General features: G+C 65.5%; 22 protein-coding genes. 10 read left to right on the top strand and 12 right to left on the bottom strand.

The features are described 5' to 3' along the window. The first annotated feature begins 201 nt into the window (after nucleotides 1-201). The 3 genes from FHS48_RS14265 (at nucleotide 202) to fmt (ending at nucleotide 3,172) form a co-directional block, all read left to right on the top strand. Nucleotides 202-1,398, top strand: coding sequence for a hypothetical protein (locus FHS48_RS14265; RefSeq protein ID WP_184264250.1), 1,197 nt, complete (start codon nucleotides 202-204; stop codon nucleotides 1,396-1,398). A gap of 293 nt (nucleotides 1,399-1,691) precedes the next feature. Further along, on the top strand, nucleotides 1,692-2,252 hold the full coding sequence (gene def, locus FHS48_RS14260) for a peptide deformylase (protein ID WP_184264249.1): 561 nt from the start codon (nucleotides 1,692-1,694) through the stop codon (nucleotides 2,250-2,252). Continuing rightward, a complete protein-coding gene (fmt, locus tag FHS48_RS14255; protein ID WP_184264248.1) occupies nucleotides 2,252-3,172 on the top strand; it encodes a methionyl-tRNA formyltransferase in 921 nt (306 codons plus the stop codon). Before def ends, fmt begins: the two co-directional genes overlap by 1 nt. A 92-nt stretch (nucleotides 3,173-3,264) precedes the next feature. On the opposite strand, the gene FHS48_RS14250 is transcribed toward fmt, so the two are convergent. Beyond that, a complete protein-coding gene (locus FHS48_RS14250) occupies nucleotides 3,265-3,888 on the bottom strand; it encodes a LysE family translocator (RefSeq protein WP_184264247.1) in 624 nt (207 codons plus the stop codon). A gap of 202 nt (nucleotides 3,889-4,090) precedes the next feature. Here FHS48_RS14250 and truA point away from each other — a divergent pair, with 202 nt between their 5' ends. Continuing rightward, entirely contained in the window at nucleotides 4,091-4,876 is a 786-nt protein-coding gene (gene truA, locus FHS48_RS14245; RefSeq protein WP_184264246.1) for a tRNA pseudouridine(38-40) synthase TruA, read from the top strand. Next, nucleotides 4,873-5,205 (top strand): DMT family transporter, encoded by a 333-nt coding sequence (locus tag FHS48_RS14240; RefSeq protein WP_184264245.1) that lies wholly within the window; start codon nucleotides 4,873-4,875, stop codon nucleotides 5,203-5,205. Before truA ends, FHS48_RS14240 begins: the two co-directional genes overlap by 4 nt. A gap of 32 nt (nucleotides 5,206-5,237) precedes the next feature. Here the strand turns inward: FHS48_RS14240 and FHS48_RS14235 are convergent, their stop codons facing one another. Continuing rightward, nucleotides 5,238-5,819 (bottom strand): septation protein A, encoded by a 582-nt coding sequence (locus tag FHS48_RS14235; RefSeq protein WP_184264244.1) that lies wholly within the window; start codon nucleotides 5,817-5,819, stop codon nucleotides 5,238-5,240. Between the two features lie 180 nt (nucleotides 5,820-5,999). Further along, nucleotides 6,000-6,602: a phenylacetic acid degradation protein PaaY gene (locus tag FHS48_RS14230; protein ID WP_184264243.1), complete on the bottom strand. Its 603-nt coding sequence runs from the start codon at nucleotides 6,600-6,602 to the stop codon at nucleotides 6,000-6,002. Between the two features lie 283 nt (nucleotides 6,603-6,885). On the opposite strand from FHS48_RS14230, the gene FHS48_RS14225 reads away from it, so the two are divergent. Then, a complete protein-coding gene (locus FHS48_RS14225; RefSeq protein WP_184264242.1) occupies nucleotides 6,886-8,007 on the top strand; it encodes a glycosyltransferase in 1,122 nt (373 codons plus the stop codon). On the opposite strand, the gene FHS48_RS14220 is transcribed toward FHS48_RS14225, so the two are convergent. The 3 genes from FHS48_RS14220 to FHS48_RS14210 all read right to left on the bottom strand — a co-directional run bounded on the left by FHS48_RS14220 (nucleotide 7,922) and on the right by FHS48_RS14210 (nucleotide 11,268). Continuing rightward, nucleotides 7,922-8,671, bottom strand: a complete 750-nt coding sequence (locus FHS48_RS14220; RefSeq protein ID WP_184264241.1) for a cobalt-precorrin-6A reductase — start codon at nucleotides 8,669-8,671, stop codon at nucleotides 7,922-7,924. The genes FHS48_RS14225 and FHS48_RS14220 overlap by 86 nt on opposite strands. Next, entirely contained in the window at nucleotides 8,668-10,296 is a 1,629-nt protein-coding gene (locus FHS48_RS14215; RefSeq protein ID WP_184264240.1) for a GMC family oxidoreductase, read from the bottom strand. The genes FHS48_RS14220 and FHS48_RS14215 overlap by 4 nt, the downstream gene beginning before the upstream one ends. 198 nt (nucleotides 10,297-10,494) lie before the next feature. Then, nucleotides 10,495-11,268 (bottom strand): ferredoxin--NADP reductase, encoded by a 774-nt coding sequence (locus tag FHS48_RS14210; protein WP_184264239.1) that lies wholly within the window; start codon nucleotides 11,266-11,268, stop codon nucleotides 10,495-10,497. A 440-nt stretch (nucleotides 11,269-11,708) separates the two neighbouring features. Here FHS48_RS14210 and FHS48_RS14205 point away from each other — a divergent pair, with 440 nt between their 5' ends. From FHS48_RS14205 to FHS48_RS14190, 4 genes are all read left to right on the top strand, one after another. Further along, complete coding sequence (locus tag FHS48_RS14205) at nucleotides 11,709-12,371, top strand: GntR family transcriptional regulator (protein WP_184264238.1); 663 nt, start codon at nucleotides 11,709-11,711, stop codon at nucleotides 12,369-12,371. Between the two features lie 71 nt (nucleotides 12,372-12,442). Beyond that, the gene (locus FHS48_RS14200) at nucleotides 12,443-13,126 is read left to right on the top strand and encodes a nitroreductase family protein (protein ID WP_184264237.1); all 684 of its coding nucleotides are present in this window, start codon (nucleotides 12,443-12,445) and stop codon (nucleotides 13,124-13,126) included. Nucleotides 13,127-13,422: 296 nt separating this feature from the next. Next, the gene (locus tag FHS48_RS14195; RefSeq protein WP_184264236.1) at nucleotides 13,423-14,508 is read left to right on the top strand and encodes a BMP family lipoprotein; all 1,086 of its coding nucleotides are present in this window, start codon (nucleotides 13,423-13,425) and stop codon (nucleotides 14,506-14,508) included. After that, nucleotides 14,499-16,133: a GGDEF domain-containing protein gene (locus FHS48_RS14190; protein WP_184264235.1), complete on the top strand. Its 1,635-nt coding sequence runs from the start codon at nucleotides 14,499-14,501 to the stop codon at nucleotides 16,131-16,133. Before FHS48_RS14195 ends, FHS48_RS14190 begins: the two co-directional genes overlap by 10 nt. 21 nt (nucleotides 16,134-16,154) lie before the next feature. On the opposite strand, the gene FHS48_RS14185 is transcribed toward FHS48_RS14190, so the two are convergent. The 6 genes from FHS48_RS14185 to FHS48_RS14160 form a co-directional block, all read right to left on the bottom strand. Beyond that, nucleotides 16,155-17,492: a GAF domain-containing protein gene (locus FHS48_RS14185; protein ID WP_184264234.1), complete on the bottom strand. Its 1,338-nt coding sequence runs from the start codon at nucleotides 17,490-17,492 to the stop codon at nucleotides 16,155-16,157. Then, nucleotides 17,489-18,019: a hypothetical protein gene (locus FHS48_RS14180; RefSeq protein ID WP_184264233.1), complete on the bottom strand. Its 531-nt coding sequence runs from the start codon at nucleotides 18,017-18,019 to the stop codon at nucleotides 17,489-17,491. Before FHS48_RS14180 ends, FHS48_RS14185 begins: the two co-directional genes overlap by 4 nt. Before the next feature lie 145 nt (nucleotides 18,020-18,164). Continuing rightward, nucleotides 18,165-19,199 carry a sulfate/molybdate ABC transporter ATP-binding protein gene (locus tag FHS48_RS14175; RefSeq protein ID WP_184264232.1) on the bottom strand — a complete coding sequence of 345 codons (1,035 nt, stop codon included), beginning with the start codon at nucleotides 19,197-19,199 and terminating at the stop codon, nucleotides 18,165-18,167. 19 nt (nucleotides 19,200-19,218) lie between these two features. Beyond that, a complete protein-coding gene (cysW, locus tag FHS48_RS14170; RefSeq protein WP_184264231.1) occupies nucleotides 19,219-20,061 on the bottom strand; it encodes a sulfate ABC transporter permease subunit CysW in 843 nt (280 codons plus the stop codon). Further along, the gene (gene cysT, locus FHS48_RS14165; protein ID WP_221443527.1) at nucleotides 20,058-20,978 is read right to left on the bottom strand and encodes a sulfate ABC transporter permease subunit CysT; all 921 of its coding nucleotides are present in this window, start codon (nucleotides 20,976-20,978) and stop codon (nucleotides 20,058-20,060) included. Before cysT ends, cysW begins: the two co-directional genes overlap by 4 nt. A 29-nt stretch (nucleotides 20,979-21,007) precedes the next feature. Further along, on the bottom strand, nucleotides 21,008-22,072 hold the full coding sequence (locus tag FHS48_RS14160; RefSeq protein ID WP_221443526.1) for a sulfate ABC transporter substrate-binding protein: 1,065 nt from the start codon (nucleotides 22,070-22,072) through the stop codon (nucleotides 21,008-21,010). Nucleotides 22,073-22,173: the final 101 nt, after the last annotated feature.

The following is a 22,173-nucleotide window of genomic DNA, read 5'->3' as shown; positions in this document are numbered from 1 at the left end:
TTTGTCTTGGTCATAGTCCATCCGGATTATGGTGAAACCGGCGACAATCGGGTAAATTCTCCATAACTGGTGCCAGAAGTAGCGCCATGCTGGAGTCCTGTCAGCAACCCGGTGGATACTGGACGTGCACACACCTTAAGAATAAGGCCGTGGGCGGCGTCCGGACGGATCCCGGGGGAAGACACCCTGGAGGCAGAAGCCATGATCGGTCCGGTCGAACGCGCCCGCGCAGCCGGCGCAACGTTTGCCATCCCGTACAGTCGGCGGGATGATACAGAAACAAGCCATATTCAGTCGCTGGACGCTGTTCTTGCGTCCTTTGCGGCATCCCTGAACACGCCGCAGTCGGCCCAGTCGTCGTCCGGATCGTCCTTTGAGGACGGTGCGTCCGGGGACAGTGGGCAGCGCCGCGAACAGCTGCTCCAGTCCGGTCGTCAGCAGGTCATTCTGGCCGGTCTGGACGGGGCGGAGGCGGCTGCCGGGGCCAGACAGGCGGTGATCCGCAACGATGTGGTCGCCGCCCGTTCGGCGGCGCAGCAGGTTGCCGGGGCTGCCCGCAGCATCCGGGCCGCGGCGCAGGTTCTGGCTGAGGCCGCAGGGGGAAGCACGGCTGCCAATGCGGCGGCCGGGGCCGTTCCCGCTTCGGTGACCCGTCCGGTCAGTGATGGCGGTGTTCTGCCAGCCACCGAAATGGTGGCGCAGGTGGCCCAGACCGTCGTGTCTGCTTCGGCGTCTTCTCAGTCAGCCTCGCAGCCGACCGCGTTCCAGATTGCGTCCGGCCAGCGGGTGGAAGATCTGGCTCCGGTCGGGATCAGCCCTTCGGTTCCGGGGGGGAAGACCGGGTCTGATGGTGGTGGCAGTGGCGGCAATACCGGGAATGATGCCTCCACCGGCGGCAATTCCGGCGATCAGGCCGAACAGGCAGCCCGCCGGGCGGCAGCGGCTCTGGCTGCCAGCCGCACTGCCAGCGGCGAGGCGGAGGATATTCCGCCGGTCGGTCATCCGCTGGGGCCGCAGCCGGTTCAGACCTCCCAGAGGGCAGCCCCGGGCGAGCAGGAAGACCTGCCGCCGGTGGGGCCTGTTTCCGGTGATAATGCCGCAAAGCAGGACAGCCAGCAGCGTGCTGTCGTGCAGGCGATTACGGATGTGGCCCGCCGGGCTTCTGATACCCTGCGGCAGGGGCAGGCCACTCTGGGGTCGCTGGCGACGGTTACTCCGCAGGATGAGGTCAGCCAGCGGGCGCTTCAGGCCAGTCTGGGGGACGCTGACCGCGAAATCGGTCTGGCCGCCTTCACCCTGACGCAGGTGGTGGAAGGGCTGGCCGGTGTCAGTGCCCGTCCGGCCCCGGCCCCGGCAGCGAAAGCCAAGGATACCCGTAAGCTGGATCTGAGCATCTGATCTTTCCGCTCCGGTTCCGTCCGGTAGAGGAAATGTCCGCAGGGGCCGGTGTGTGGGCCACTGCGGATGACTGAGACGCCGGGGCTGTTCATCCCTCCGGCGTTTCTGTTGCCTGAAAGACCCCTGTCGGGTCGAGACGCCTTGACGTGGCCCTGTTCCTCCGGATGGGGCCACTCTTTTTTGCCTGCCGGGGCAGAGAGGGCGGGAAGTGCGGCGGGATTTCTTGATTTCATCCGCATTGCGGCTTATCTCAGCCGGACGCATTCCGGATTTTTCGAACACAAAGGCTGACCATGGCCCTGCTTCCGATCATTGTCGCTCCCGATCCGCGCCTGAAGACCAAGGCGGCTCCGGTCGGGACGGTTGATGCCAGCATCGTCACCCTGATGAATGACATGCTGGAGACGATGTATGCCGCCCCCGGCGTCGGCCTCGCCGCGCCGCAGGTCGGGGTGCTGAAGCGGGTGATCGTGGTCGATGCCGCCGACCGTGGCGAGGATCCGGCCCCGATCCGCATGGCCAACCCGGAGATTGTCTGGGAGTCGGATGATCTGGCCCCTTACGAGGAAGGCTGTCTGTCCCTGCCGGAGGAATACGCCGAGGTGATGCGCCCGGCGCGGATCCGTGTCCGCTATCTGGATGAGAACAACGAGCTGCGCGAGCGTGAGGCCGACGGGCTGCTGGCGGTGGTGATCCAGCACGAGATGGACCACCTGAACGGGACCCTGTTTGTTGATCATCTGTCGTCGCTGAAGCGTAATATGATTGTCCGTCGCCTGACCAAGGCCAAGAAGACCGGGGATCTGCTGGGGGAATATGTGCCGGTGGTCCGCACCGGCCAGAAGGAGGCGTGATGCGCGTCATTTTTATGGGGACCCCGGAGTTCTCGGTCCCCGCTCTGACGGCGATCGCCGCCCGCCATCAGGTGGTGGCGGTGTACTGCCAGCCGCCGCGTCCGGCCGGGCGCGGCCAGAAAGACCGCCCCAGCCCGGTGCAGGTGGCGGCGGAAGCGCTGGGCATTCCGGTGCGCTATCCGGTCAGCCTGCGCACGCCGGAGGCGCAGGCCGACTTCGCGGCGCTGAACGCTGATATCGCCGTGGTGGCGGCCTACGGGCTGATTCTGCCGCAGGCGGTGCTGGATGCGCCGCGTCTGGGTTGCATCAACATTCATGCCTCGCTGCTGCCACGCTGGCGGGGGGCCGCCCCGATCCACCGGGCGATCCTCAGCGGGGATACTGAAACCGGCGTGACCATCATGCAGATGGAAGCCGGGCTGGATACCGGCCCGATGCTGCTGAAGGGGACGATGGCGATCACCCCGACCCTGACCACCGGTGATTTGCATGATGCGCTGTCGCAGCAGGGGGCAACCCTGATCCTGACCGCGCTGGACGGGCTGGATGCCGGAACCCTGCCTGCGACTCCGCAGCCGGACGGGGGTGTCACCTATGCCGCCAAGATCGACAAGGCGGAAGCCCGGATCGACTGGTCGCGCCCGGCGGTGGACGTTGCCCGGCAGATTAACGGTCTGTCGCCGTTTCCCGGGGCGTGGTTTGAGGTTGATGGCCAGCGCATCAAAGTTTTGCAGGCCGAGGCCCTGCCCCCCCGTAGCGGTCACCCGGCGGGGATTGTGGCCGATGATCTGCTGGCCGTGGCCTGTGGCGATGGGGCCTGTGTCCGTCTGCTCAGCCTGCAACGGGCAGGCAAGGGCGCGCTGCCGACGGCGGACTTCCTGCGCGGGACTCCGCTGCCTGCGGGAACAGCGCTGGCGTAAGGCCCGCCAAAGATCCCTGATACAGAAAGGCCGGGAATGTCCCCGGCCTTTTTGTTTGTGTGTGTGTGCGGTCTGCGTGAGGTGTGAGGCGCTCAGCGGGAGACGCCGGTCAGCAGCAGCCCGGCCCCGACGAACACCCCGCCGGACACCTGATTGACCATCTTCAGGCGGCGTGCGGTGTTCAGCCAGCGGGCCATGCGGGCTCCTCCGGCGGCGTAGAGGAAGTTCCACGACAGTTCGATGGCGAAGAAGGTGGCACCAAGGATCGCCAGCTGTTCCGTCTGCGGCTGGGTGGCGTCCATGAACTGCGGGAACAGGGCGGTGAAGAACACGAAGGCTTTCGGGTTGCTCATCGACACCAGAAAACCGCTGCGGTACAGGGCCCAGGCCGACTGCTGCCCGGCGGCGGTTCCGGCTTCGGCGACCGGGGTCGGGGTGGCCCGCCACACTTTGATGCCCAGATAGACCAGATAGGCGGCCCCGGCATATTTGACGACGGTGAACAGGGTTTCCGACGCGGCCAGCAGCGCGCCGAGGCCCGCCGCCGATCCGGCCATAATCAGGCTGAGGCCACTGGCCAGCCCCAGACAGGTGATGGTGGTGCGGCGCACCCCGTAATGGATGCCGTGGGTCATCGTCAGCAGCATGTTCGGTCCGGGGGTGCCGGAGACAAAGAACACCGTGGTGACATACAGCAGCCAGGTTTGCAGCGACATCATGACCTCGTGAATGGGGAGTCTGCGGAACGAACCGCCGCCCCAGTGTCGAGCCGGGGCCATCGGCCCGTCAATGGCGTTGACGCTTAGATTTTTTCACCCATCCTGCGGAAAATCGCTGATCCCCGCAGGCATCGCCGTTGCGGGGGCGGGCGGCAGGCGCTACACACGGGGACCACTTTTCAGCAGCAGAATCCCCGCGATGCCACGCTATAAACTGACCCTTGAATATGACGGCGGCCCGTTTGTCGGCTGGCAGCGGCAGGACAATGGCCTGTCGGTGCAGGGGGCATTGGAACAGGCGGCGTTGCGCTACACCGGCGAAACCGTCACCGCCCATGCCGCCGGGCGGACCGATGCCGGGGTGCATGCTTACGGACAGGTGGCCCATATTGACCTGCGCCGCGCTGATCCGGCCCGCAAGGTGCGGGAAGCCCTGAACGCCCATCTGCGCCCGCACCCGGTGGCGGTGGTCGAGGCCGAGGAGGTGGATGACACCTTTCATGCCCGGTTTTCTGCGGTGGAACGGTCCTACGTGTACCGGATTCTCAACCGCCGCGCCCCGGCGGTGCTGGAAGCCGGAAAGGTGTGGTGGGTGCCGCAGCCGCTGGATGCCGATGCCATGCATGCCGCCGGTCAGGAACTGGTCGGGCAGCATGATTTCACCAGCTTCCGGGCGGCGGAATGTCAGGCCAACAGCCCGGTCAAGAGCATCGACGAGCTGGTGGTGTCGCGGCAGGGTGAGCATGTGGAAATGTTCGTCCGGGCGCGGTCGTTTCTGCACCATCAGGTGCGCAATATCATCGGCACGCTGTCTCTGGTCGGACTCGGGCGCTGGAGCCGGGACGACGTGCGCCGGGCGCTGGAGGCCCGGAACCGTGCCAAGGCCGGTCCGACAGCGCCGCCAACCGGGCTTTACTTCCGGGCGGTGCGGTATGAAGATGCCGCAACCCTGACCACGCCCCCGGCTGCGGAGTCCGCCCCATGACCGTTTCCTGGCTGTTTCTCGCCGCTGCGATCGTGTTTGAAGTGGCTGGCACCACCAGCATGAAGCTGTCGGAGGGGTTCACCCGCCCGGTGCCGAGCGTGGCGCTGTTTATCCTCTATGCCATCAGCTTCACCATGCTGACGCTGGCGCTGAAGAAGATTGATGTATCGGTGGCTTATACGGTCTGGTCCGGTATCGGCACCACGGTGATTGCGCTGATCGGGTGGCAGCTGTTCGGTGAACAGCTGACCCCGTTCAAGATTGCCTGTATCGGGCTGGTGATTGCCGGGGTGATCGGCCTGACCGTCGGCGGGTCCAGCCACGGGTAACCCGCTGCCCCCGGCAAGCCGGAGAGGGGGCGTTAGGCCCGCCCGTCGCCGATGCTCTCTTCCTGCCCGTTTTCCTCTGGCTGGATCTGGTGCTTCAGCAGCACCGGGATCTGGGTCAGGCTGAACACCACGGTCAGCGGCATGATGCCGAACACCTTGAAGTTGACCCACACATCGGTGGCAACACTGCGCCATACCACTTCATTGATGACCGCCAGCGCCAGAAAGAACAGGCCCCAGCGCACCGCCAGAATCCGCCAGCCCTCTTCTGTCACCTGAAAAGCGGTATCCAGCGCCATCTTCAGGAAATTGCGGCCGGTGGCCAGCCCGCCCAGCAGGATCAGGCCGAACAGGGTGTTGACGATGGTCGGTTTCAGCTTGATGAACAGATCATCCTGAAGCCACACCGTCAGCCCGCCGAACACCAGAACGAACACCCCGGAGACCAGCGGCAGGACCGGAATCTTCCGCGCCAGCAGCCACGAGGCGGCCAGCGCCACCGCTGTTGCCACCATGAAAACAGCAGTGCCGGTGACGATGCCAAAGCGGGAGTTGGCAACAAAAAACACCAGCAGCGGCCCCATTTCGAGGGCGAATTTAACCCATTGCGGCATGAACGCGGTACTCTCCGGCAGGCTGGGGCATGGTCCGGTCCCCGGGCAGGCCGGTAGATCAGGAATTATGCCCTGTTACGGGACATCTCAGAGTATTTCCGGGCGCAGACACAGGGATCTGGCCTGCTGAATGCGCCCGGGCAGGCGGGGCGGCTGTGGCACCGCCCCCTCTATATGGGGTCAATCCTTCTTAACCTCAAACAATGGTTTTGTGGTGCCGCCATTCATGGGCGGACGGTCGGGGTCCAGTGCGGTCAGCGGCTGACATTCCACCATGGTGGCGGCGCTGCGGCGGGCCAGCGTCTGATAATCGCGGGTCCCGGCGGTCTTCCAGCCGTATTCCTCGTCGGTGACGGCGCGGATGACTTTGCCGGGGATCCCGGCCACCAGCGACCGCTCCGGCACTTTCATCCCGGCTTTGACGAAACACATGGCGGCGACGATGCTTTCCGGCCCGATCTCGGATCCGTCCATCACCACGCTGTTCATCCCGACCAATGCGCCCCGGCGGATGATGCAGCCGTGCAGAACGGCACCATGGCCGATGTGGCCATCGACCTCCACCAGTGTCTCGGTGCCGGGAAAGCCGTGCATGGTGCAGTTGTCCTGAATGTTGGCCCCGGCCTCCAGCCGCAGCCGCCCGAAATCGCCGCGCAGCGATGCCCCGGGGCCGACGTAGACGCCGGGGCCGATGATGACATCGCCGATCAGCACGGCGGTGGGGTGGATGTAGGCGGTGGGGTCCACCACCGGGCGGACACCGTCAATGGCATAGAACGGCATGGTTTTCCTCCTGCGGGGCCGGTTGGGATCCGGGGTCTGTTTCTGGGCCATGGCGGCCGCAGAAACAATGCGGCGGCGGCGGGCGCGGTGCAAGGCCCGGAACGCCGGGTGGCCGCAGGATCAGGGGGGCTGGGTGGCGGGGCGCTTGGCGGCCGAAGGATCCGGGACGCTTGGCGGCCGAAGGATAAGGATTGCCAAAAGCGGTCAATCATCGGAACAATAAACGGATGATTTCGCTGTCCGGGGGGACAGGGGCGGACTCAGTCCGGGGATTCAGGTCGCCATGCGTATCGTGATTGCCGATGAGGGTGATCCGTTTGACAGTACTCTGGCCGGAGAACGACCGCTCCGGGGGGCGGAGCTGTGTCTGGTCCGTCTGGCGGAGGCGTTTGCGGCAGCGGGGCATGAGGTCCTCTGCCTGACCCGGTGCCGCCATCCCCTGCTGCGCAATGGGGTGCGGTGGATCCCCCTGCATGATGTCCCCTTGTGGAAAACGCTGCCGGTGGATCTGTTCATCGTCGCCCGGGGAGGGCGGGCGCTGGATCTGGCCGCCCGTTGGGGCGGCGCTGTCGGGCGGCTGGTTCTGTGGTCTCTGACCGGACCGCAGGTGTCTCTGCCCCTGCTGTGGCGGCTGTGGCGGCGGCGGCCCCTGCTGGTGTTCGTGTCTCAGGCACAGGCGGCGGCCTGTCCGGTGTGGGTGCCGGGTTTGCGCCGGGTGATCCCGCACGGGGTGGCTCCGCTGTTTGTGTCGCACCGGCAGGATCCGCCCCCGCCCCGGGCGGCCTTCCTGTCCGATCCCCGGCGGGGGCTGGCGGATCTGCTGGATCTGTGGGAACAGCGGGTGCTGCCACGTCTGCCGGGGGCGGAGCTGCATGTGTTCACCGGCAGCGCGATCATGGGGCGGGGCGATGCCGATCTGCCGGAAACCGCCGGGCTGCTGGCGCGGGCCGGGCAGACGGCCGGGGTGGTCCTGCATGGGGCGGTCCCCCAGAAGCCGTTGGCCGGGGAGCTGGCCGGGCTGCGGGCGTTCTGCTACCCGGCGACGGTCGAGGAGGCCTTCTGCCTGCCTGCCGCTGAAACGCAGGCATTGGGGCTGCCGGGGGTGGTGATGGCGCGCGGGGCCTTGCCGGAGCGGGTGCAGAACGGCGTCACCGGTTTTGTCACCCCGGCGGGAAATGCTGCGGCCTTCGCCGAGGCCCTGATCGCGGTGCTGGAGAAAAACGTGCTGTGGTCGCACCTGCACCGGGCGGCCTGCGAGCAGCCGGTGCGGCGCTGGCCGGAGGTGGCGGCGGAGTTTCTGGCGCTGGTGGAGCAGCCGGTTACAGCCCGGCCAGCCATGACAGGGCCGCTGCCACCGTCGGCGCACAGGTTGTCTGCGGACGGGGTGGCCGCCGGAGCAGAATAACCGGCAGGGACAGGCTGCGGGCGGCCTCCAGCTTTCCGTCCATCGGGCCGCCGCTGTTCTTGCAGACGATGGCCTCAATCCGGTGTTCCTGGAACAGGGCTTCCTCTTCTGTGGCCGTAAACGGCCCCCGGGCCAGAATCCATTCGGCGGCGGTAAAGGCGGGCAGCGGATCGGGCCGGTCCACGGCGCGGATCACAAAGTGGCAGGTGGTCAGCGGGACAAAGGCCTCGGCCTCCTGTCGGCCCAAGGCCAGAAAGGCGCGGCGGATCCTCTGATCGCGCAGGACTGTCACCGCCTGTTCCCAGTCCTCCACCTGCTGCCAGCGGTCCCCCGGCCCGGCGGACCATGCCGGACGGTCCAGCCGCAGCAGGGGCACCCCGGCGGCGGTGCAGGCGGCGGCGGCGTTCCAGCCCATACGGCGGGCGAACGGATGGGTGGCGTCGATCACCGCCGCAACGGCATTGTCCCGCAGGTAGGCTGCCAGTCCGTCCGGCCCGCCGAATCCGCCGATCCGGGTTTCGCCCGCAGGCAGGCGGGGCTGCCGGGTCCGCCCGGCGAGGGAGCTGATGCCCCGCCAGCCGGGCAGCGTGGTCAGGGCATCTGCCAGAGCATAGCCTTCGGTGGTGCCGCCAAGGATCAGCACGGTACGGCAGGGAAGGGTCATCGGGCCCGCAGGTCCTCGGCAATCATGACCGCTGCCTTCTCCGCGATCATAATCACCGGCGAATTGGTGTTGCCGGAGGTAATGGTCGGCATGATGGAGGCATCGACCACCCGCAGGCCGCTCAGGCCATGCACCCGCAGCCGGGCATCGGTGACGGCCATCGGGTCATCGCCCATTTTGCAGGTGCCGACCGGATGGAAGATGGTGGTGGCAATGTTCCCTGCCGCCGTTGCCAGTTCCTCATCACTGGCAATCTGCGGCCCGGGCAGCATTTCCTGCGGGTTGAACCGGGCCAGCGCCTGCGTTGCCATCAACTGGCGGGTCAGGCGGATCGACTGGGCGGCGATCCGGCGGTCGGACGCGGCGGACAGGTAATTGGCAAAAATGGACGGCTGCTGTGCCGGATCGGTGGAGGTCAGGTGGACATGGCCACGGCTGTCCGGGCGCAGATTGCAGACGGAGGCAGTGACCGCCGGGAACGGATGCAGCGGTTCCCCCAGTTTGTTGGTGGACAGCGGCTGGACGTGGTACTCCAGATCCGGGGTGTCCACCTCCGGGGCGCTGCGGGTGAAGATACCGAGCTGGCTGGGGGCCATCGACAGCGGGCCGCTGCGGGTCAGCAGATATTGCAGGCCGATTTTTGCTTTTCCGAACAGGCTGTTGGCCAGATCGTTCAGGGTTTTGCCGTTCTCGATCCGGAAGACGGTGCGGATCTGAAGGTGATCCTGAAGGTTTTCCCCGACGCCGGGCAGGGCATGGCGGACGGCAATGCCATGGCGGGCCAGAACCTCAGGCTGACCGATGCCGGACAGTTCCAGCAGCTTGGGGGAGTTGATCGCCCCGGCGGCCAGCAGCACCTCGGCCCCGGCCCGGGCCTGTCGGGGCTGGCCGTTGACGGTGTAGGTCACGCCGGTGACCCGGCTGCCGTCAAGGGTCAGGCCGGTGGTCAGGGCACGGGTGATGACCCGCAGGTTGGGCCGCGCTTCCGCCGGGCGCAGGAACGCCTTGCTGGTGTTCCAGCGCACACCGCCCCGCTGGTTGACCTCAAAATATCCGGCACCTTCGTTAGTCCCGGAATTGAAGTCGGCGGTCGGGGGGATCCCCAGTTCCTCGGCGGCGCGGACGAAGGAATCAAGGATATCCCACGACAGGCGCTGTTTCTCCACCCGCCATTCGCCGCCGCTGCCGTGCAGCGGGGTGGCCCCGGCGTAATGGTCCTCCGACCGGCGGAAGTAGGGCAGGACATCGTCCCACCCCCAGCCGAGATTGCCGAGCTGCCGCCACTGGTCATAGTCCCGCGCCTGACCGCGCATGTAGATCATGCCGTTGATGGAGGAACAGCCGCCCAGCACCTTGCCGCGTGGGTAATTCAGGCTGCGGCCGTTCAGGCCGGGGTCGGGCTCGGTCTTCATCATCCAGTCGGTGCGCGGATTGTTCATGCAGAACAGGTAGCCGATCGGGATGTGGATCCACGGATAGGTGTCGCGCGATCCGGCTTCCAGCAGCAGCACCCGGTGCGCTGGGTTTTCGCTGAGGCGGTTGGCCAGCACGCAGCCGGCGGTGCCGGCACCGACGACGATGAAATCATAGAGGCCGTCATCAACGGCGGAGACCGTGGCGGTCATTGATCTGATCCCTCCCATACGAGATCGCACTTTTTGTATACAGTATGGGGCAAGTGCGGGAGAGACAAACAAAAACACCGCCCCGGTGATGTGGCCCGGTGATGTGGCCCGGTGATGCGGTGTCTGAGTGTCCGGGAACTGGGGGGATGCCGTCAGGGGATGCAAAAACCCCCTCCGCCGGGGGAGGGGGTTTTCAGCTTACTTCTCGACGAAGGCTTTTTCGATGACGTAGTCACCGGGGGTGCTGCCGCTGCCTTCCTCAAGGCCGAGATCCTCAAGGATCTTGACCATGTCGGTCAGCATCGCCGGGCTGCCGCACAGCATGAAGCGGTCTTCGCTGGCGTTGACCGGCGGCAGGCCGAGGTCTTCCATCAGCTTGCCCGATTTGATCAGGTCGGTGACCCGGCCCTGATGCACATGGTCTTCCCGGGTGACGGTGGTGTAATACATCAGCTTGTCGCGGACCATGTCGCCGATGAATTCGTTCTCCGGCAGGTCGCGGGTGATGTAGTCGGCATAGGCCAGTTCCGCGACTTCGCGGCAGCCATGCACCAGAATCACCTTTTCATAGCGTTCATAGACATCGGGATCTTTGATGATGCTCATGAACGGGGCCAGACCGGTGCCGGTGGACAGCAGGTACAGCCGCTTGCCCGGCAGCAGGTTATCCTGAATCAGGGTCCCCACCGGCTTGGTGCCGATCAGCACGGTATCGCCGACCTGAATCTTCTGAAGATGCGAGGTCAGCGGACCATCCGGCACCTTGATGCTGAAGAACTCAAGATTTTCTTCATAATTGGCGCTGGCCATGGAATAAGCGCGCATCAGCGGCTTACCGTTGATCTGGAGGCCGATCATGGCGAACTGGCCGTTAATGAACCGGAAGCCGGGGTCACGGGTGGTCTTGAAAGTGAACAGCCGGTCAGTCCAGTGGTGAACGTAGGTAACACGCTCCTGACGAATGTTGCTCATGTGGTCTGCTCTGTCGTCCGTAACAACACGATAAGGGTGAACCGACTGATCCGGCCTCTCTCGGGTATCCTGCTGGGCAGGGGCAGTCCCGACGGATCACAACGCTGACGTTCTGCTCCGTTTGCGCCGTAAAAGCCAGTGCGAAGTGTGCAGAGCTGCTCCGCCCTGCGAAAACGGCCAGCGGCGGCACTATGGGATATTTTTTCCATTAAAGTAAAGGAAAATTATTTTCAAATAACGTGAATATGATGTTTTATTTGTTTATGGTATTCGGGCACTCTGTCTGTGGACAACCGTATGATGACAGACGGGTCCGGATCCGCTGCACTGACAGGCAGGGGGTGACGGGGGCAGAGGGATCGGTCAGAGTGTGCGGGTTGGCAGGGCTGCCACCGGGGGCAGGGCGTGGCAGCCGCTGTGGTCGCAGGGGAAAGGTGTAGATGGCAGAAACCTCTACTGGATCAACGGTACAGGCCGTGGCCGAATCGATTACCGAGGCGGTGCGGCAGGGGCAGCTGGCCCCGGGGCAGCGCCTGATTGAGGCGGATTTCACCCGCCGGATGGGCGTCAGCCGCAGTTCGGTGCGCGAGGCCTTTCAGCGGCTGACCGCAGACGGGCTGTTGTTGTTTATCCCGAATAAAGGGGTGATGGTTCGGCAGTACAGCCGCAAGGATATGCAGGACCTGTTTCAGGTCCGGGCGGTACTGGAAGGGTTGGCGGTCCGGCTGGCGACGCCGCGTCTGGCGGCCGCGCCGGGGGATCTGCCGCAGGTGGTTGAGGCCCTGACGGCGGCGGAGCTGATCGGCGATATGGTTGCTCTGTCGGAGCATAACCGGCGTTTCCATGACCTGATTGTCAGCGCGGCGGACAACCCGCTGTTGGCCCAACAGCTGGAGCGTCTGCGGAACAGTGTGTACTGGTTGCAGTTCCGGGTCCTGATTGACCGGGAGTCCATTTACCGCACCAACCAGCAGCACCGGGACATGGCGGCGGCGATTCTGGCCAATCAGGCGACGGACGCTGAGGCGGTGATGCTGGCGCATGTGGCGCTGGCCGGGGCCTTGATCCAGAACCTGCCGGATACCCTGTTCTCGGCGGGATAGCGGGGGTCTTGACAGTCGGGAGTTCCAATGATTGTCTGACAATTAAATCAGACAATCATTGGAGGCGTACCATGTCTGCTGTTCCCGGGTTTCAGCCGGTCCCTCTGCCGGATTATGTCGAGTATCCGCAGGACGAGATGCGTCGCCGGGCGCAGGCGTTCTACGATCAGATCCGCCGCCGCCATACAGTGCGGGAATTCTCCGACCGGCCGGTGCCGCGCGATATCATCGAAACCTGTCTGCGGGCCGCCGGAACCGCCCCGAATGGGGCCAATCATCAGCCCTGGCATTTTTCGGTGATCGGCACTCCGGACCTGAAGCGGCAGATCCGGGTGGCGGCTGAAGAGGAGGAACGGGCTTTTTATGCGGGCCGCGCCGGAGAGGAATGGCTGAAAGCCCTGCTGCCACTGGGGACGGATGCGGACAAGCCGTTTCTGGAAACGGCACCGTGGCTGATCTGTATTTTCGGGGAGCGGAAAAGCCGCAGTGCTGACGGGGTGTTGCGCAAAAACTATTACGTCCCGGAGTCCGTTTCGATCGCCACCGGCTTTCTGCTGGCAGCCCTGCATCACGCCGGTCTGGTCACCCTGACTCACACCCCCAGCCCGATGGGCTTTCTCAACGCGCTGTGTGGCCGCCCGGACGAGGATAAACCGTATATTCTGCTGGTGGTCGGCTACCCGGCGGAGGGAGCCCATATCCCGGCCCATGCCCTGACCAAGCGGCCGCTGGAAGAGATTGCCACCTTTCTCTGACCTCTTGGCCTTTGCGTGGCAGGCCGTGGAACGCCCGATCCAGAAACGGCCGGGTGATGTTTTCCTCTGATGAAAAATGCGGCATCGGCTGGTCATTTGATGCCATATCCGCTACCCTGACGGCACACAAATGACCCGCAGGCACCTTATCCGGTGCCGGGGGGAAAGGACGGCGGGGCAGCCTGTCTTTCCCCTGCGGAACCCGCCGGACTCCGGCTGGGTCCGGGCAGGAACAAACCACAGCGGCATCGGGGGACGATGCCGCTGATGAGGGGTTGGCAAAGGGGGACGTGGGGATGGCTGGGACAGGTCAGGGGATTGGCCGCCGGACAGGATCCGGGGTAAGAACCCTGTTGGGGGCGGCGCTGGTTATGGCCGGGACTGTGCCGCTGCTGGCAGGCTGGGCCCCGGCCCGGGCCGCCGCGCCGGTGTTTGCGCCTGCGGTGGTGCTGTCGGTGGGGGCGGTACCGGTTCCGCCGCCGCCGGGTGGGGTCCGCTATACGCCGGAGCCGAGTTTCAATGACACCATCCGCCGGGGGGCGGAGCGGTTCAGCACGGAAACCGGGGTGGCCGTCCGTACCGTGATTGATGATGCCAGCCGGGATGCGGCGGATATTCTTCGGGAGCAGATCCGGCAGGGGGCCACCCTGATTGTTGCGGTGGCCGGGGCCCACCGCCATGCTGCCGCCGTCGAGGCGGTGGCGGCGGAGTTTCCGCAGGTCCGCTTTGTGCTGCTGGATGCCGAGGTGCGGCAGCCGAATGTCACCTCCATTGTCTTCCGGGAACAGCAGGCGGCCTATCTGGCCGGGGTGGTGGCGGCCGGGCTCAGCCGCAGTGGTACCATCGGTTTTATCGGCGGCATGGATAACCCGGTGATCCGCCGCTTCCGCTGCGGCTATGAAACCGGGGCCCGGAGCATCAATCCGGGCATTTCGGTGCTGGGGTCCTATGTGGATGTCTCCTCGTCCGGCTTCCGGGCACCGGAAAAGGCGGCCAGGCTGGCCCTGATGCAGATTGACCGGGGGGCGGACGTGCTGTTCGCCGCTGCCGGGCGCTCCGGGATCGGGGTGCTGGATGAGGCGGCGGAACGCGGAAAGTATTCCATCGGGGTCGATGCCAACCAGAATGGCCGCCACCCCGGCATGGTCCTGACCTCGGCGGTGAAGCGGGTGGATATCGCGGTCTACCGCGCTTTGCGGGATGGTCGGGACGGAACCCTGCGCGGCGGCGTGCAGGCGCTGGGGCTGGCCGAGGACGCCGTTGGTATCGCGCAGGATGAGAATAACGCGCTGGTGGTGCCGGAACCGGTCTGGGATCAGGTCGATGCTGCCCGTACCGCCATTCTGTCGGGTCAGGCCGGGGGGCTTGAAAAGTGCGACTGATCCGGGCCTTCAGCCTGAAGACCAAACTGATCGCCGCCATCACCGTGATTGTCCTGATCGTGCTGTCGGCGGTCGGGCAGGCGCTGCTGGCGGTGACGCGCGCCGATGCCGTGGTGTCTGACACCATGTTGCGGCGTCTGCCGGAAGCCCTGCTGGTGGCGGAACTGGGCCGCCGGACCGAGGCGGTTCTGGGGGCCGGGCGGGAGCTGGCAGCCGCCCGGGGGGAGTTTGACCGGGAAGGGATCATGTTTGCCGTCCATGAGCGCCTGCTGGCGCTGGACAGCACCATTTCCCGCCTGCGCGGCAGCACCACCCCGTCGTCGGAGCTGCAACGTCTGGAAGATAACCTTGACCTGTTCCGGGTGCAGGTACAGGCACTGTCGACGCTGTCCTCCGATGTGCAGCGGCTGGAAAGCCGCCTGTATCAGCTGGGGGAAGACCTTCAGAACAGCCGGGACCGGACGCTGGAAAAGGCCGGCCCGCTGGTGGAAGGGCAGAATGAGCGGCTGTTTGCCGCCGCCTTCGCGGTGTTGAATGCGGACGGACCGGAAGCGGTCACCAAGCGCGGTGATCAGTTTGCCGCGCTGCTGGCCGGACTGGGGAAGGCCGGGACCCCGGCCCGGGTCGGGGACAGCGCCGCCCCCTATTTGCAGGAAGCGGTTCTGGGGCCGTCAGGCATCGTCCAGACCCGGCTGACCCTGCTGCAACTGCGCCAGAAGGTGACGGTGGCGGTGCGCAAGGTGGACAGTCAGGCCCAGCGTCTGGCGGCGGTCAGCACCCAGTACCAGCGGGAAATTTCCGGCCAGACCAAGCAGATGGTGCAGGAGATCAACGCCCAGACCCAGAGCAGCAACCTGATGCTGGCCGGGGTGGCGGCGCTGGCGGTGATCGCCATCGTCGTGCTGGCCTATTATCTGGAAGTCCGGGTGCTGCTGCGGCTGTTGCGGCTGCGGCAGGCGATTGACCAGTTCGGCACCAGCCGGTCGTTTGATCCGGTGATCAGTGGCAATGACGAAATTGCCGGGATTGCCCGCGCTTTCCTTCAGCTGGCCCGGGAGATCACCAGCCGCGAAACCCAGCTGGTGGAGATTGCCCACAGCGATCCGCTGACCGGGCTGGCCAACCGTCGCCGCTTCATGGACCGGTTTGATGCCCTGTCCCGCCGTCGCCGTCCCGGTGATGCGGCAGTGGCGCTGCTGGTGATTGATATCGACCATTTCAAGGATGTGAACGACCGCTACGGCCATCTGGTCGGTGATGAATGTCTGCGCCAGATTGCCCGGGTGATCGAGCGGTCGATCCGCACCACTGATCTGGTTGCCCGGTTCGGCGGCGAGGAGTTTCTGGTGCTGTGCACTGACGTCGATGCTGACGGGGCCATGGTGGTGGCTGAGAAAATCCGTCGGGCGGTGGAAAGCACCACGGTGACCCTGCCGGATCCGACCGCCTCGGTGCGGGTGACGGTGTCTGTCGGCGTGGCTGCCGTGCCGGTGGATGCCCCGGCGCAGACGCTGGATTTTGATCTGCTGATGGAAGCGGCGGATATTGCCGTTTATGACGCCAAGAAATGCGGGCGCAACTGCATCCGCCTGTCAGAGCGTCCGGTGGTCCGGCTGACCGGCTGAGGACGGGCTTCTGAAGCCGCCTCAGCCGACGGTTTCCAGCGTGACCGGCCCGCGCAGCACCAGCCGCAGGCGGCCGCGCCCGGTTTTCTGGAGCCTCAGGGCATCGCTACGGTCGGTCAGACGCCGTTGCAGCAGAATCAGCCGGGCTTCCAGATTATCGCTGACCTCCGGCAGGCGCAGGTCCGGGTGCAGTCGCAGTTCCCGGTTGGTGAAATCGCAGCGGCCGTCCCGCAGGTGATCCCGCAGGATGATGGACAGGATCGCTCCGGCGATTCCTTTGATCAGATAGTCCCCGTCAATGAACACGCTGTCATCAACCGGATAGTACCGCACGGTCACCGGTGCGCCGCCCCCATGCGGACAGATCCGGGCCGGGCCGGGATCCGCCGGGCTGGCGGTGGCCTCCAGTAAGGCCATCGTCACCCCCAGATGCGCGGCCACGGTGGCCAGCGCGTCTTCATCGTCGTAGCAGAAGCGCCATTCTTCAGCACTTTCCGCATACAGAACCCCCAGAAGCCGCTGTCCGCACTGGACCGGTACGGCCATCTGGCTGCCCGGTGGCGTCCGGCCGGGGAAGGGAATGGCGGAGAGGACTGTCGGGCCGCCACCCGCTGCCCGGCTGTAGCTGTATTCCGCCGCGACATTGGTGATGCGGATCGGCACCCGCTCCCGCGCGGCGACACCGACGATGCCATCCTGCATGCCGACCTCAAACCCGGCACCGGAGGTGTCAAATCCCCGGCTGGACAGGGCATACAGCCGGTCCGGCGGAGCAGCGGCCGACGGGCCGCCTCCGGCAATGAACATCATCACATGGCGCAGCCCCAGCGGGCCGGTCATGCCATCCAGTGCGGTGTCGATCAGGTCATCAAGGTCCGGGCAGCGGCTGAGGCGGTCGCAGATCCGCCGTACGGCGGGCAGCAGGCTGGGGCGGGGGCCGGAGCAGGGCAGGCGGCCGGTGTCGTCGACCGCTTCAATGTCCAGCACCCGGTAAAGATCGGCTCCGCGCAGAACAAACACATCCTGCATATGCGCATGGGCGGCAATGCCCGCCAGCCGCGCCCGCATCGCCTCAAACAGCGGGCCGGAGGTTTCGGTCCGCAGGTAGCGCAGGGTCAGCCGGAACTCCATGGCTGAGACCGGATCCATCACCTGCACCATCGCGTAGGGATTGGCCAGAATATTGTGCCGGGTCTTGTTGAAGAACTGATAGGTCAGGGCAACATGATCCCCATCCACGTACTGCACCTGTGTCAGCAGCGAGGCATTGGGCAGACCGTCTTCGCCACAGGTGGCGATGGTGGCGGGGACGCCGCCTTCCAGGCAGTCGCGGATCTGTTCCAGACGGATGCGGGTCATGGCAGGGATGGCCCGGTGCGCCCATCAATGGCAGACCCTGCCGCCGGGCCGGGGGTCTGATCAAACAGGGCGGCGGCGGTGAAGGTGATGCCGGTCAGCGGATCCTCTGCGGCCTTCCAGAAAGAGTCTGTCAGGCTGGTATCATACCCCAGTTCCCGCAGGTCCAGCGCCATGATGCGGCGCAGCCGGTCAATCTGGTCGCGGTCTTCCGGTTGAATGCCGGTCAGCACCGCATCCCGCCCCTTGATCTGTAGGGATCGGTGCGTCAGCGGCTGGGACAGGGCTACGGCGAGGGTTCCGCTGTCCTGCACGGCCTCCAGCAGCGGGCGGCAGCCGGGGGTGGAGACGCAGACCCGCAGCAGTCCGCTGCTGCGGTCGGCGACCACAACGGACAGGCCCCGGGCGGCGATGGGGCGGAAGGCAGCGGTGCGGCTGGCCAGCCGGATGCTGCCACAGCTGGCGATGAACGACAGCACGGCATCGCTGAGGGGCAGGATGGGGGGCCGTATGGCAGGCAGATCAGACATGATGCCTACGACCGTCGTCCGTTTATCGCCCTCCGGCAACGTCTTTGTGAGAACAGGGGGAAAATGTCTCTGTGGAGGCGAATTTTCCGGGACCCTGCCTGCCTGCCCTCCCGCCGGAGATCCGGAGGGAGGGCAGGCCGGTGGATTATGCTGTGGCGGGGAACACCGCCACCCGGTTGGGGGTCAGCCGCAGGGCCGATCCGGCGGCAGGCACCGCCTGTCCGGCATCGCGACGGATATCCACCTCGATATCCTGCCCATCCTCAAGGGTGACATCCAGCCGCAGGCTGGATCCCAGCACCGAGGCATGGCGCAGGGTGGCGTTGGCCCCGGCGGCGGCATCCTCCAGCGTCCAGTCATGCGGGCGGATGAAAGCCACCGCCGCGCCGTCGGGGGCGGTGGCGGGGATCTGCCAGCCGTTCAGATGGGCGGTGCCGCCCTGTACGGTGGCGGCCAGTCTGGTGGCATTGCCGAGGAACTGATAGACGAACGGTGTGGCCGGATTGTCGTAGATATCCGCCGGGGTGCCGATCTGCTCGATCCGGCCATGCGACATCACCACCACGTCGTCGGCCAGCTCCAGCGCTTCCTCCTGATCGTGGGTGACGAACACACTGGTCAGGCCCATGTCATCATGCAGGCGGCGCATCCAGCGGCGCAGATCCTTACGGACCTGCGCATCCAGCGCCCCGAACGGTTCGTCCAGCAGCAGCAGGCGGGGTTCCACCGCCAGTGCCCGGGCCAGCGCCACCCGCTGCCGCTGCCCGCCGGACAGCTGGGTCGGGTACCGCCCGGCCAGACCATCCAGATGCACCAGCTTCAGCAGGGTGCTGACGCGCTCGCGGATCTCATCCTTCGACGGGCGGCTGTCGCGCGGGCGGACCTTCAGGCCGAAGGCGACGTTATCGGCGACGGTCATATGACGGAACAGGGCGTAGTGCTGGAACACAAAGCCGATGCGGCGGTCGCGGGCGCTGAGGTCGGTGGCATCCTGCCCATCCAGCCGGATGATGCCGCCGTCGGCATGTTCCAGTCCGGCGATGATGCGCAGCAGCGTCGTCTTCCCTGACCCCGACGGCCCCAGCAGCGCCACCATCCGCCCGCGCGGAATGGACAGGCTGACATGGTCCAGCGCGGTGAAGGCGCCGAAGGTCTTGTGAATCTGCTGCAGGTCAATCATGGCCTGTGCCTGTCCTTCCTCAATGGCGGCGGGTGGCCGCAAGTTCGTCCCGGTGCCACCATTCGACTGCGGATTTGATCCCGAGGGTGACGAGGGCGAGGAGCGCGAGAACCGAAGCCACCGCGAACGCTCCGACGAAATCATATTCATTGTACAATATCTCCACATGCAGCGGCATGGTGTTGGTCAGGCCCCTGACATGGCCGGATACGACAGAAACGGCGCCAAATTCGCCCATGGCCCGAGCATTACACAGCAATACGCCGTATAACAATGCCCATTTTACATTTGGCAGCGTGACGGACCAGAAAGTCCGCCATCCGCTGGCCCCCAGCACCAGTGCCGCCTCTTCTTCTTCACGGCCCTGTTCCTCCATCAGCGGGATCAGTTCGCGGGCGACGAAGGGGAAGGTGACGAAGACGGTGGCCAGAACGATGCCGGGAACGGCGAAGATGATCTTCAGGTTATGCTCGATCAGCCACGGCCCGAGAAACCCGTGTGCCCCGAACAGCAGCACGTAGATCAGGCCGGAAATCACCGGCGACACCGAAAACGGCAGGTCAATCAGGGACACCAGCAGGCTTTTGCCGGGAAAATCGAATTTGGTGATCGCCCAGCTTGCCGCCAGCCCGAACACCAGATTAAGCGGAACGGAGATCGCCGCCACCAGCAGGGTCAGGCGGATGGCCGCCAGCGGGTCTTCCCCCTGAAGGGAGTGCCAGAACACTGCCGGACCTTTGGCAAAAGCCTGTTGCAGCACCTGTGCCAGCGGCAGCAGCAGGAACAGCAGGACGATCACCACGGTCAGGGCGACCAGTGACAGGCGGGTGGCGGAGTGGTCCCGCAGGGATCGCTTGCTCATCGGAGACCTCCCTGACGGTCACGGTTCCATTTTTGCAGGACATTGACGATCAGCAGCAGGATAAAAGAGGCGGCCAGCATGATGGTGGCGATGGCGGTGGCCCCGACATAGTCATACTGCTCCAGCCGGGTGACGATCAGCAGCGGGGCAATTTCCGACACCCGGGGCAGGTTCCCGGCGATGAAGATCACCGATCCGTATTCCCCCACCGCACGGGCGAAGGCCAGCGAGATGCCGGTGGCCAGCGCCGGGGCGATGGTCGGCAGCTGCACCATCCAGAAGGTCTGACGGCGGGACGCGCCCAGACAGGCGGCGGCTTCTTCCAGTTCCACGTCGATGTCTTCCAGCACCGGCTGCACCGTGCGCACCACAAACGGCAGGCCGATGAACACCATGGCGACCACCGCCCCCAGCGGGGTGAAGGCCACCTTGATGCCCAGTGGGGCCAGCAGGCTGCCCAGCCAGCCATTGGGGGCATACAGGGCGCTGAGCGCGATCCCGGCGACGGCGGTCGGGAGGGCGAACGGCAGGTCGATCATGGAATCGATCAGTTTGCGTCCGGGGAAGGGGTAGCGCACCAGCACCCAGGCGACGATCAGCCCCAGAACGCCGTTGATCAGCGCGGCGATCAGTGCCCCGCCGAAACTGAGGCGCAGGGCGGCCAGAAGCCGGGTGTCGGTCAGCACCGTGATCCAGCGGTCCAGCGGCAGGCCGGAGGCGCGGATCACCAATCCCGCCAGCGGGATCAGCACGATCAGCGACAGCCAGCCGAGCGTGATGCCCATGCTGAGGGTGAAGCCGGGAATGACCTGTCGCCGCAGCAGGCTGCGGCGGCGTGGCACGGGGGCCGGGGAATGCCCGGCCCCCTGTACGGTCTGTGGAGCCTGTCCGGGATGGAGAGAAGGGGACGCTGTCATGGCGGACCTCCTGTGCTGGTCCGGGCCGCTTACTTCTTCACGCTGACGCGGTCAAAGATACCACCATCGGCGAAATGGGTCTCCTGTGCCTTGCGCCAGCCACCGAAGGCCCCGTCGATGGTCACCAGCTTCACCTCCGGGAAGTTTTTGGCGTATTTGGCCGCCACCGCCGGATCACGCGGACGGTAGTGGTTCTGAGCGATGATCTCCTGCGCCTCCGGCGTGTAGAGGAACTTCAGGTAGGCTTCGGCCGCCGCACGGGTGCCTTTGCGGTCCGCCACCTTATCGACCACCGCCACCGGCGGCTCCGCCAGAATGGAGATCGACGGAACGACGATTTCGAAGGCGTCACCGAACTCCTTCAGCGACAGGATCGCCTCATTCTCCCACGCCAGCAGCACATCGCCGATGCCGCGCTGGGCGAAGGTGTTGGTGGCTCCCCGGGCCCCGGTGTCCAGCACCGGCACGTTGGCGTACAGCTTGCTCAGGTAGTCCTCGGCCTTGGCGGCATCGTTGCCGTTGGCCTGCAGGGCATAGGCATAGGCGGCCAGATGGTTCCAGCGGGCACCGCCGGAGGTCTTCGGGTTGGGGGTGATCACCTGCACGCCCGGCTTGATCAGATCCGGCCAGTCCTTAATGGCTGCCGGATTGCCCTTGCGGACGAGGAATACGATGGTCGAGGTGTAGGGCGAGCTGTTCTGCGGCAGACGGGTCTGCCAGTCCTTGGCCAGCAGGCCGGTGTCGGCGATGGCGTCAATGTCATAGGCCAGCGCCAGCGTCACCACATCGGCATCAAGGCCGTCGATCACCGAGCGGGCCTGCTTGCCGGAACCACCATGCGACTGGTTGATCTTCAGCTCCGCATCCTTATAGGTCGGGATGAAGGCGGCGTTCAGCTTCTGGTACAGCTCCCGGGTCGGATCGTAGGAGACGTTCAGCAGGGTTTTCTGTTCAGCGGCGCGGGCGGTGACGGGGCCGGCAAGGCCCCCGGCGAAGCAGGCCAGGGCGCCCGCCACCAGCAGCATACGACGGGACAGCAGAGACGGGCGGGCCGTCTTGGTCGGCAGGGTAGTCTGACGGGTGGTGAAGATCATTGTGGGCCTCCCATGGCGAAATGGCCATAAAACTATGAATTTGTATTTTTATACCGTCAAGCGCTGTTTTTTCATTCTTTAAATACAGCCGAATCTGGTTA

Source organism: Novispirillum itersonii, assembly GCF_014205675.1.
Taxonomy (GTDB): Bacteria; Pseudomonadota; Alphaproteobacteria; order Rhodospirillales; family Rhodospirillaceae; genus Novispirillum; species Novispirillum itersonii_A.
The sequence above is the reverse complement of the archived record's forward strand: the minus strand, read 5'-3'. Positions and strand labels throughout refer to the sequence as shown.

Bases quoted from the DNA above. Each gene is read 5' to 3' on its own strand.
- FHS48_RS14240 (WP_184264245.1), top strand. From the start codon at position 4,873: ATGACCGTTTCCTGGCTGTTTCTCGCCGCTGCGATCGTGTTTGAAGTG.
- FHS48_RS14185 (WP_184264234.1), bottom strand. From the start codon at position 17,492: ATGACCCGCATCCGTCTGGAACAGATCCGCGACTGCCTGGAAGGCGGC.
- FHS48_RS14220 (WP_184264241.1), bottom strand. From the start codon at position 8,671: ATGACCCTTCCCTGCCGTACCGTGCTGATCCTTGGCGGCACCACCGAA.
- FHS48_RS14200 (WP_184264237.1), top strand. From the start codon at position 12,443: ATGTCTGCTGTTCCCGGGTTTCAGCCGGTCCCTCTGCCGGATTATGTC.
- cysT (WP_221443527.1), bottom strand. From the start codon at position 20,978: ATGACAGCGTCCCCTTCTCTCCATCCCGGACAGGCTCCACAGACCGTA.
- FHS48_RS14195 (WP_184264236.1), top strand. From the start codon at position 13,423: ATGGCTGGGACAGGTCAGGGGATTGGCCGCCGGACAGGATCCGGGGTA.
- FHS48_RS14210 (WP_184264239.1), bottom strand. From the start codon at position 11,268: ATGAGCAACATTCGTCAGGAGCGTGTTACCTACGTTCACCACTGGACT.
- truA (WP_184264246.1), top strand. From the start codon at position 4,091: ATGCCACGCTATAAACTGACCCTTGAATATGACGGCGGCCCGTTTGTC.
- FHS48_RS14180 (WP_184264233.1), bottom strand. From the start codon at position 18,019: ATGTCTGATCTGCCTGCCATACGGCCCCCCATCCTGCCCCTCAGCGAT.
- FHS48_RS14215 (WP_184264240.1), bottom strand. From the start codon at position 10,296: ATGACCGCCACGGTCTCCGCCGTTGATGACGGCCTCTATGATTTCATC.
- FHS48_RS14230 (WP_184264243.1), bottom strand. From the start codon at position 6,602: ATGCCGTTCTATGCCATTGACGGTGTCCGCCCGGTGGTGGACCCCACC.
- FHS48_RS14235 (WP_184264244.1), bottom strand. From the start codon at position 5,819: ATGCCGCAATGGGTTAAATTCGCCCTCGAAATGGGGCCGCTGCTGGTG.
- FHS48_RS14250 (WP_184264247.1), bottom strand. From the start codon at position 3,888: ATGTCGCTGCAAACCTGGCTGCTGTATGTCACCACGGTGTTCTTTGTC.
- FHS48_RS14205 (WP_184264238.1), top strand. From the start codon at position 11,709: ATGGCAGAAACCTCTACTGGATCAACGGTACAGGCCGTGGCCGAATCG.
- def (WP_184264249.1), top strand. From the start codon at position 1,692: ATGGCCCTGCTTCCGATCATTGTCGCTCCCGATCCGCGCCTGAAGACC.
- FHS48_RS14265 (WP_184264250.1), top strand. From the start codon at position 202: ATGATCGGTCCGGTCGAACGCGCCCGCGCAGCCGGCGCAACGTTTGCC.
- cysW (WP_184264231.1), bottom strand. From the start codon at position 20,061: ATGAGCAAGCGATCCCTGCGGGACCACTCCGCCACCCGCCTGTCACTG.
- fmt (WP_184264248.1), top strand. From the start codon at position 2,252: ATGCGCGTCATTTTTATGGGGACCCCGGAGTTCTCGGTCCCCGCTCTG.
- FHS48_RS14225 (WP_184264242.1), top strand. From the start codon at position 6,886: ATGCGTATCGTGATTGCCGATGAGGGTGATCCGTTTGACAGTACTCTG.
- FHS48_RS14175 (WP_184264232.1), bottom strand. From the start codon at position 19,199: ATGATTGACCTGCAGCAGATTCACAAGACCTTCGGCGCCTTCACCGCG.
- FHS48_RS14160 (WP_221443526.1), bottom strand. From the start codon at position 22,072: ATGATCTTCACCACCCGTCAGACTACCCTGCCGACCAAGACGGCCCGC.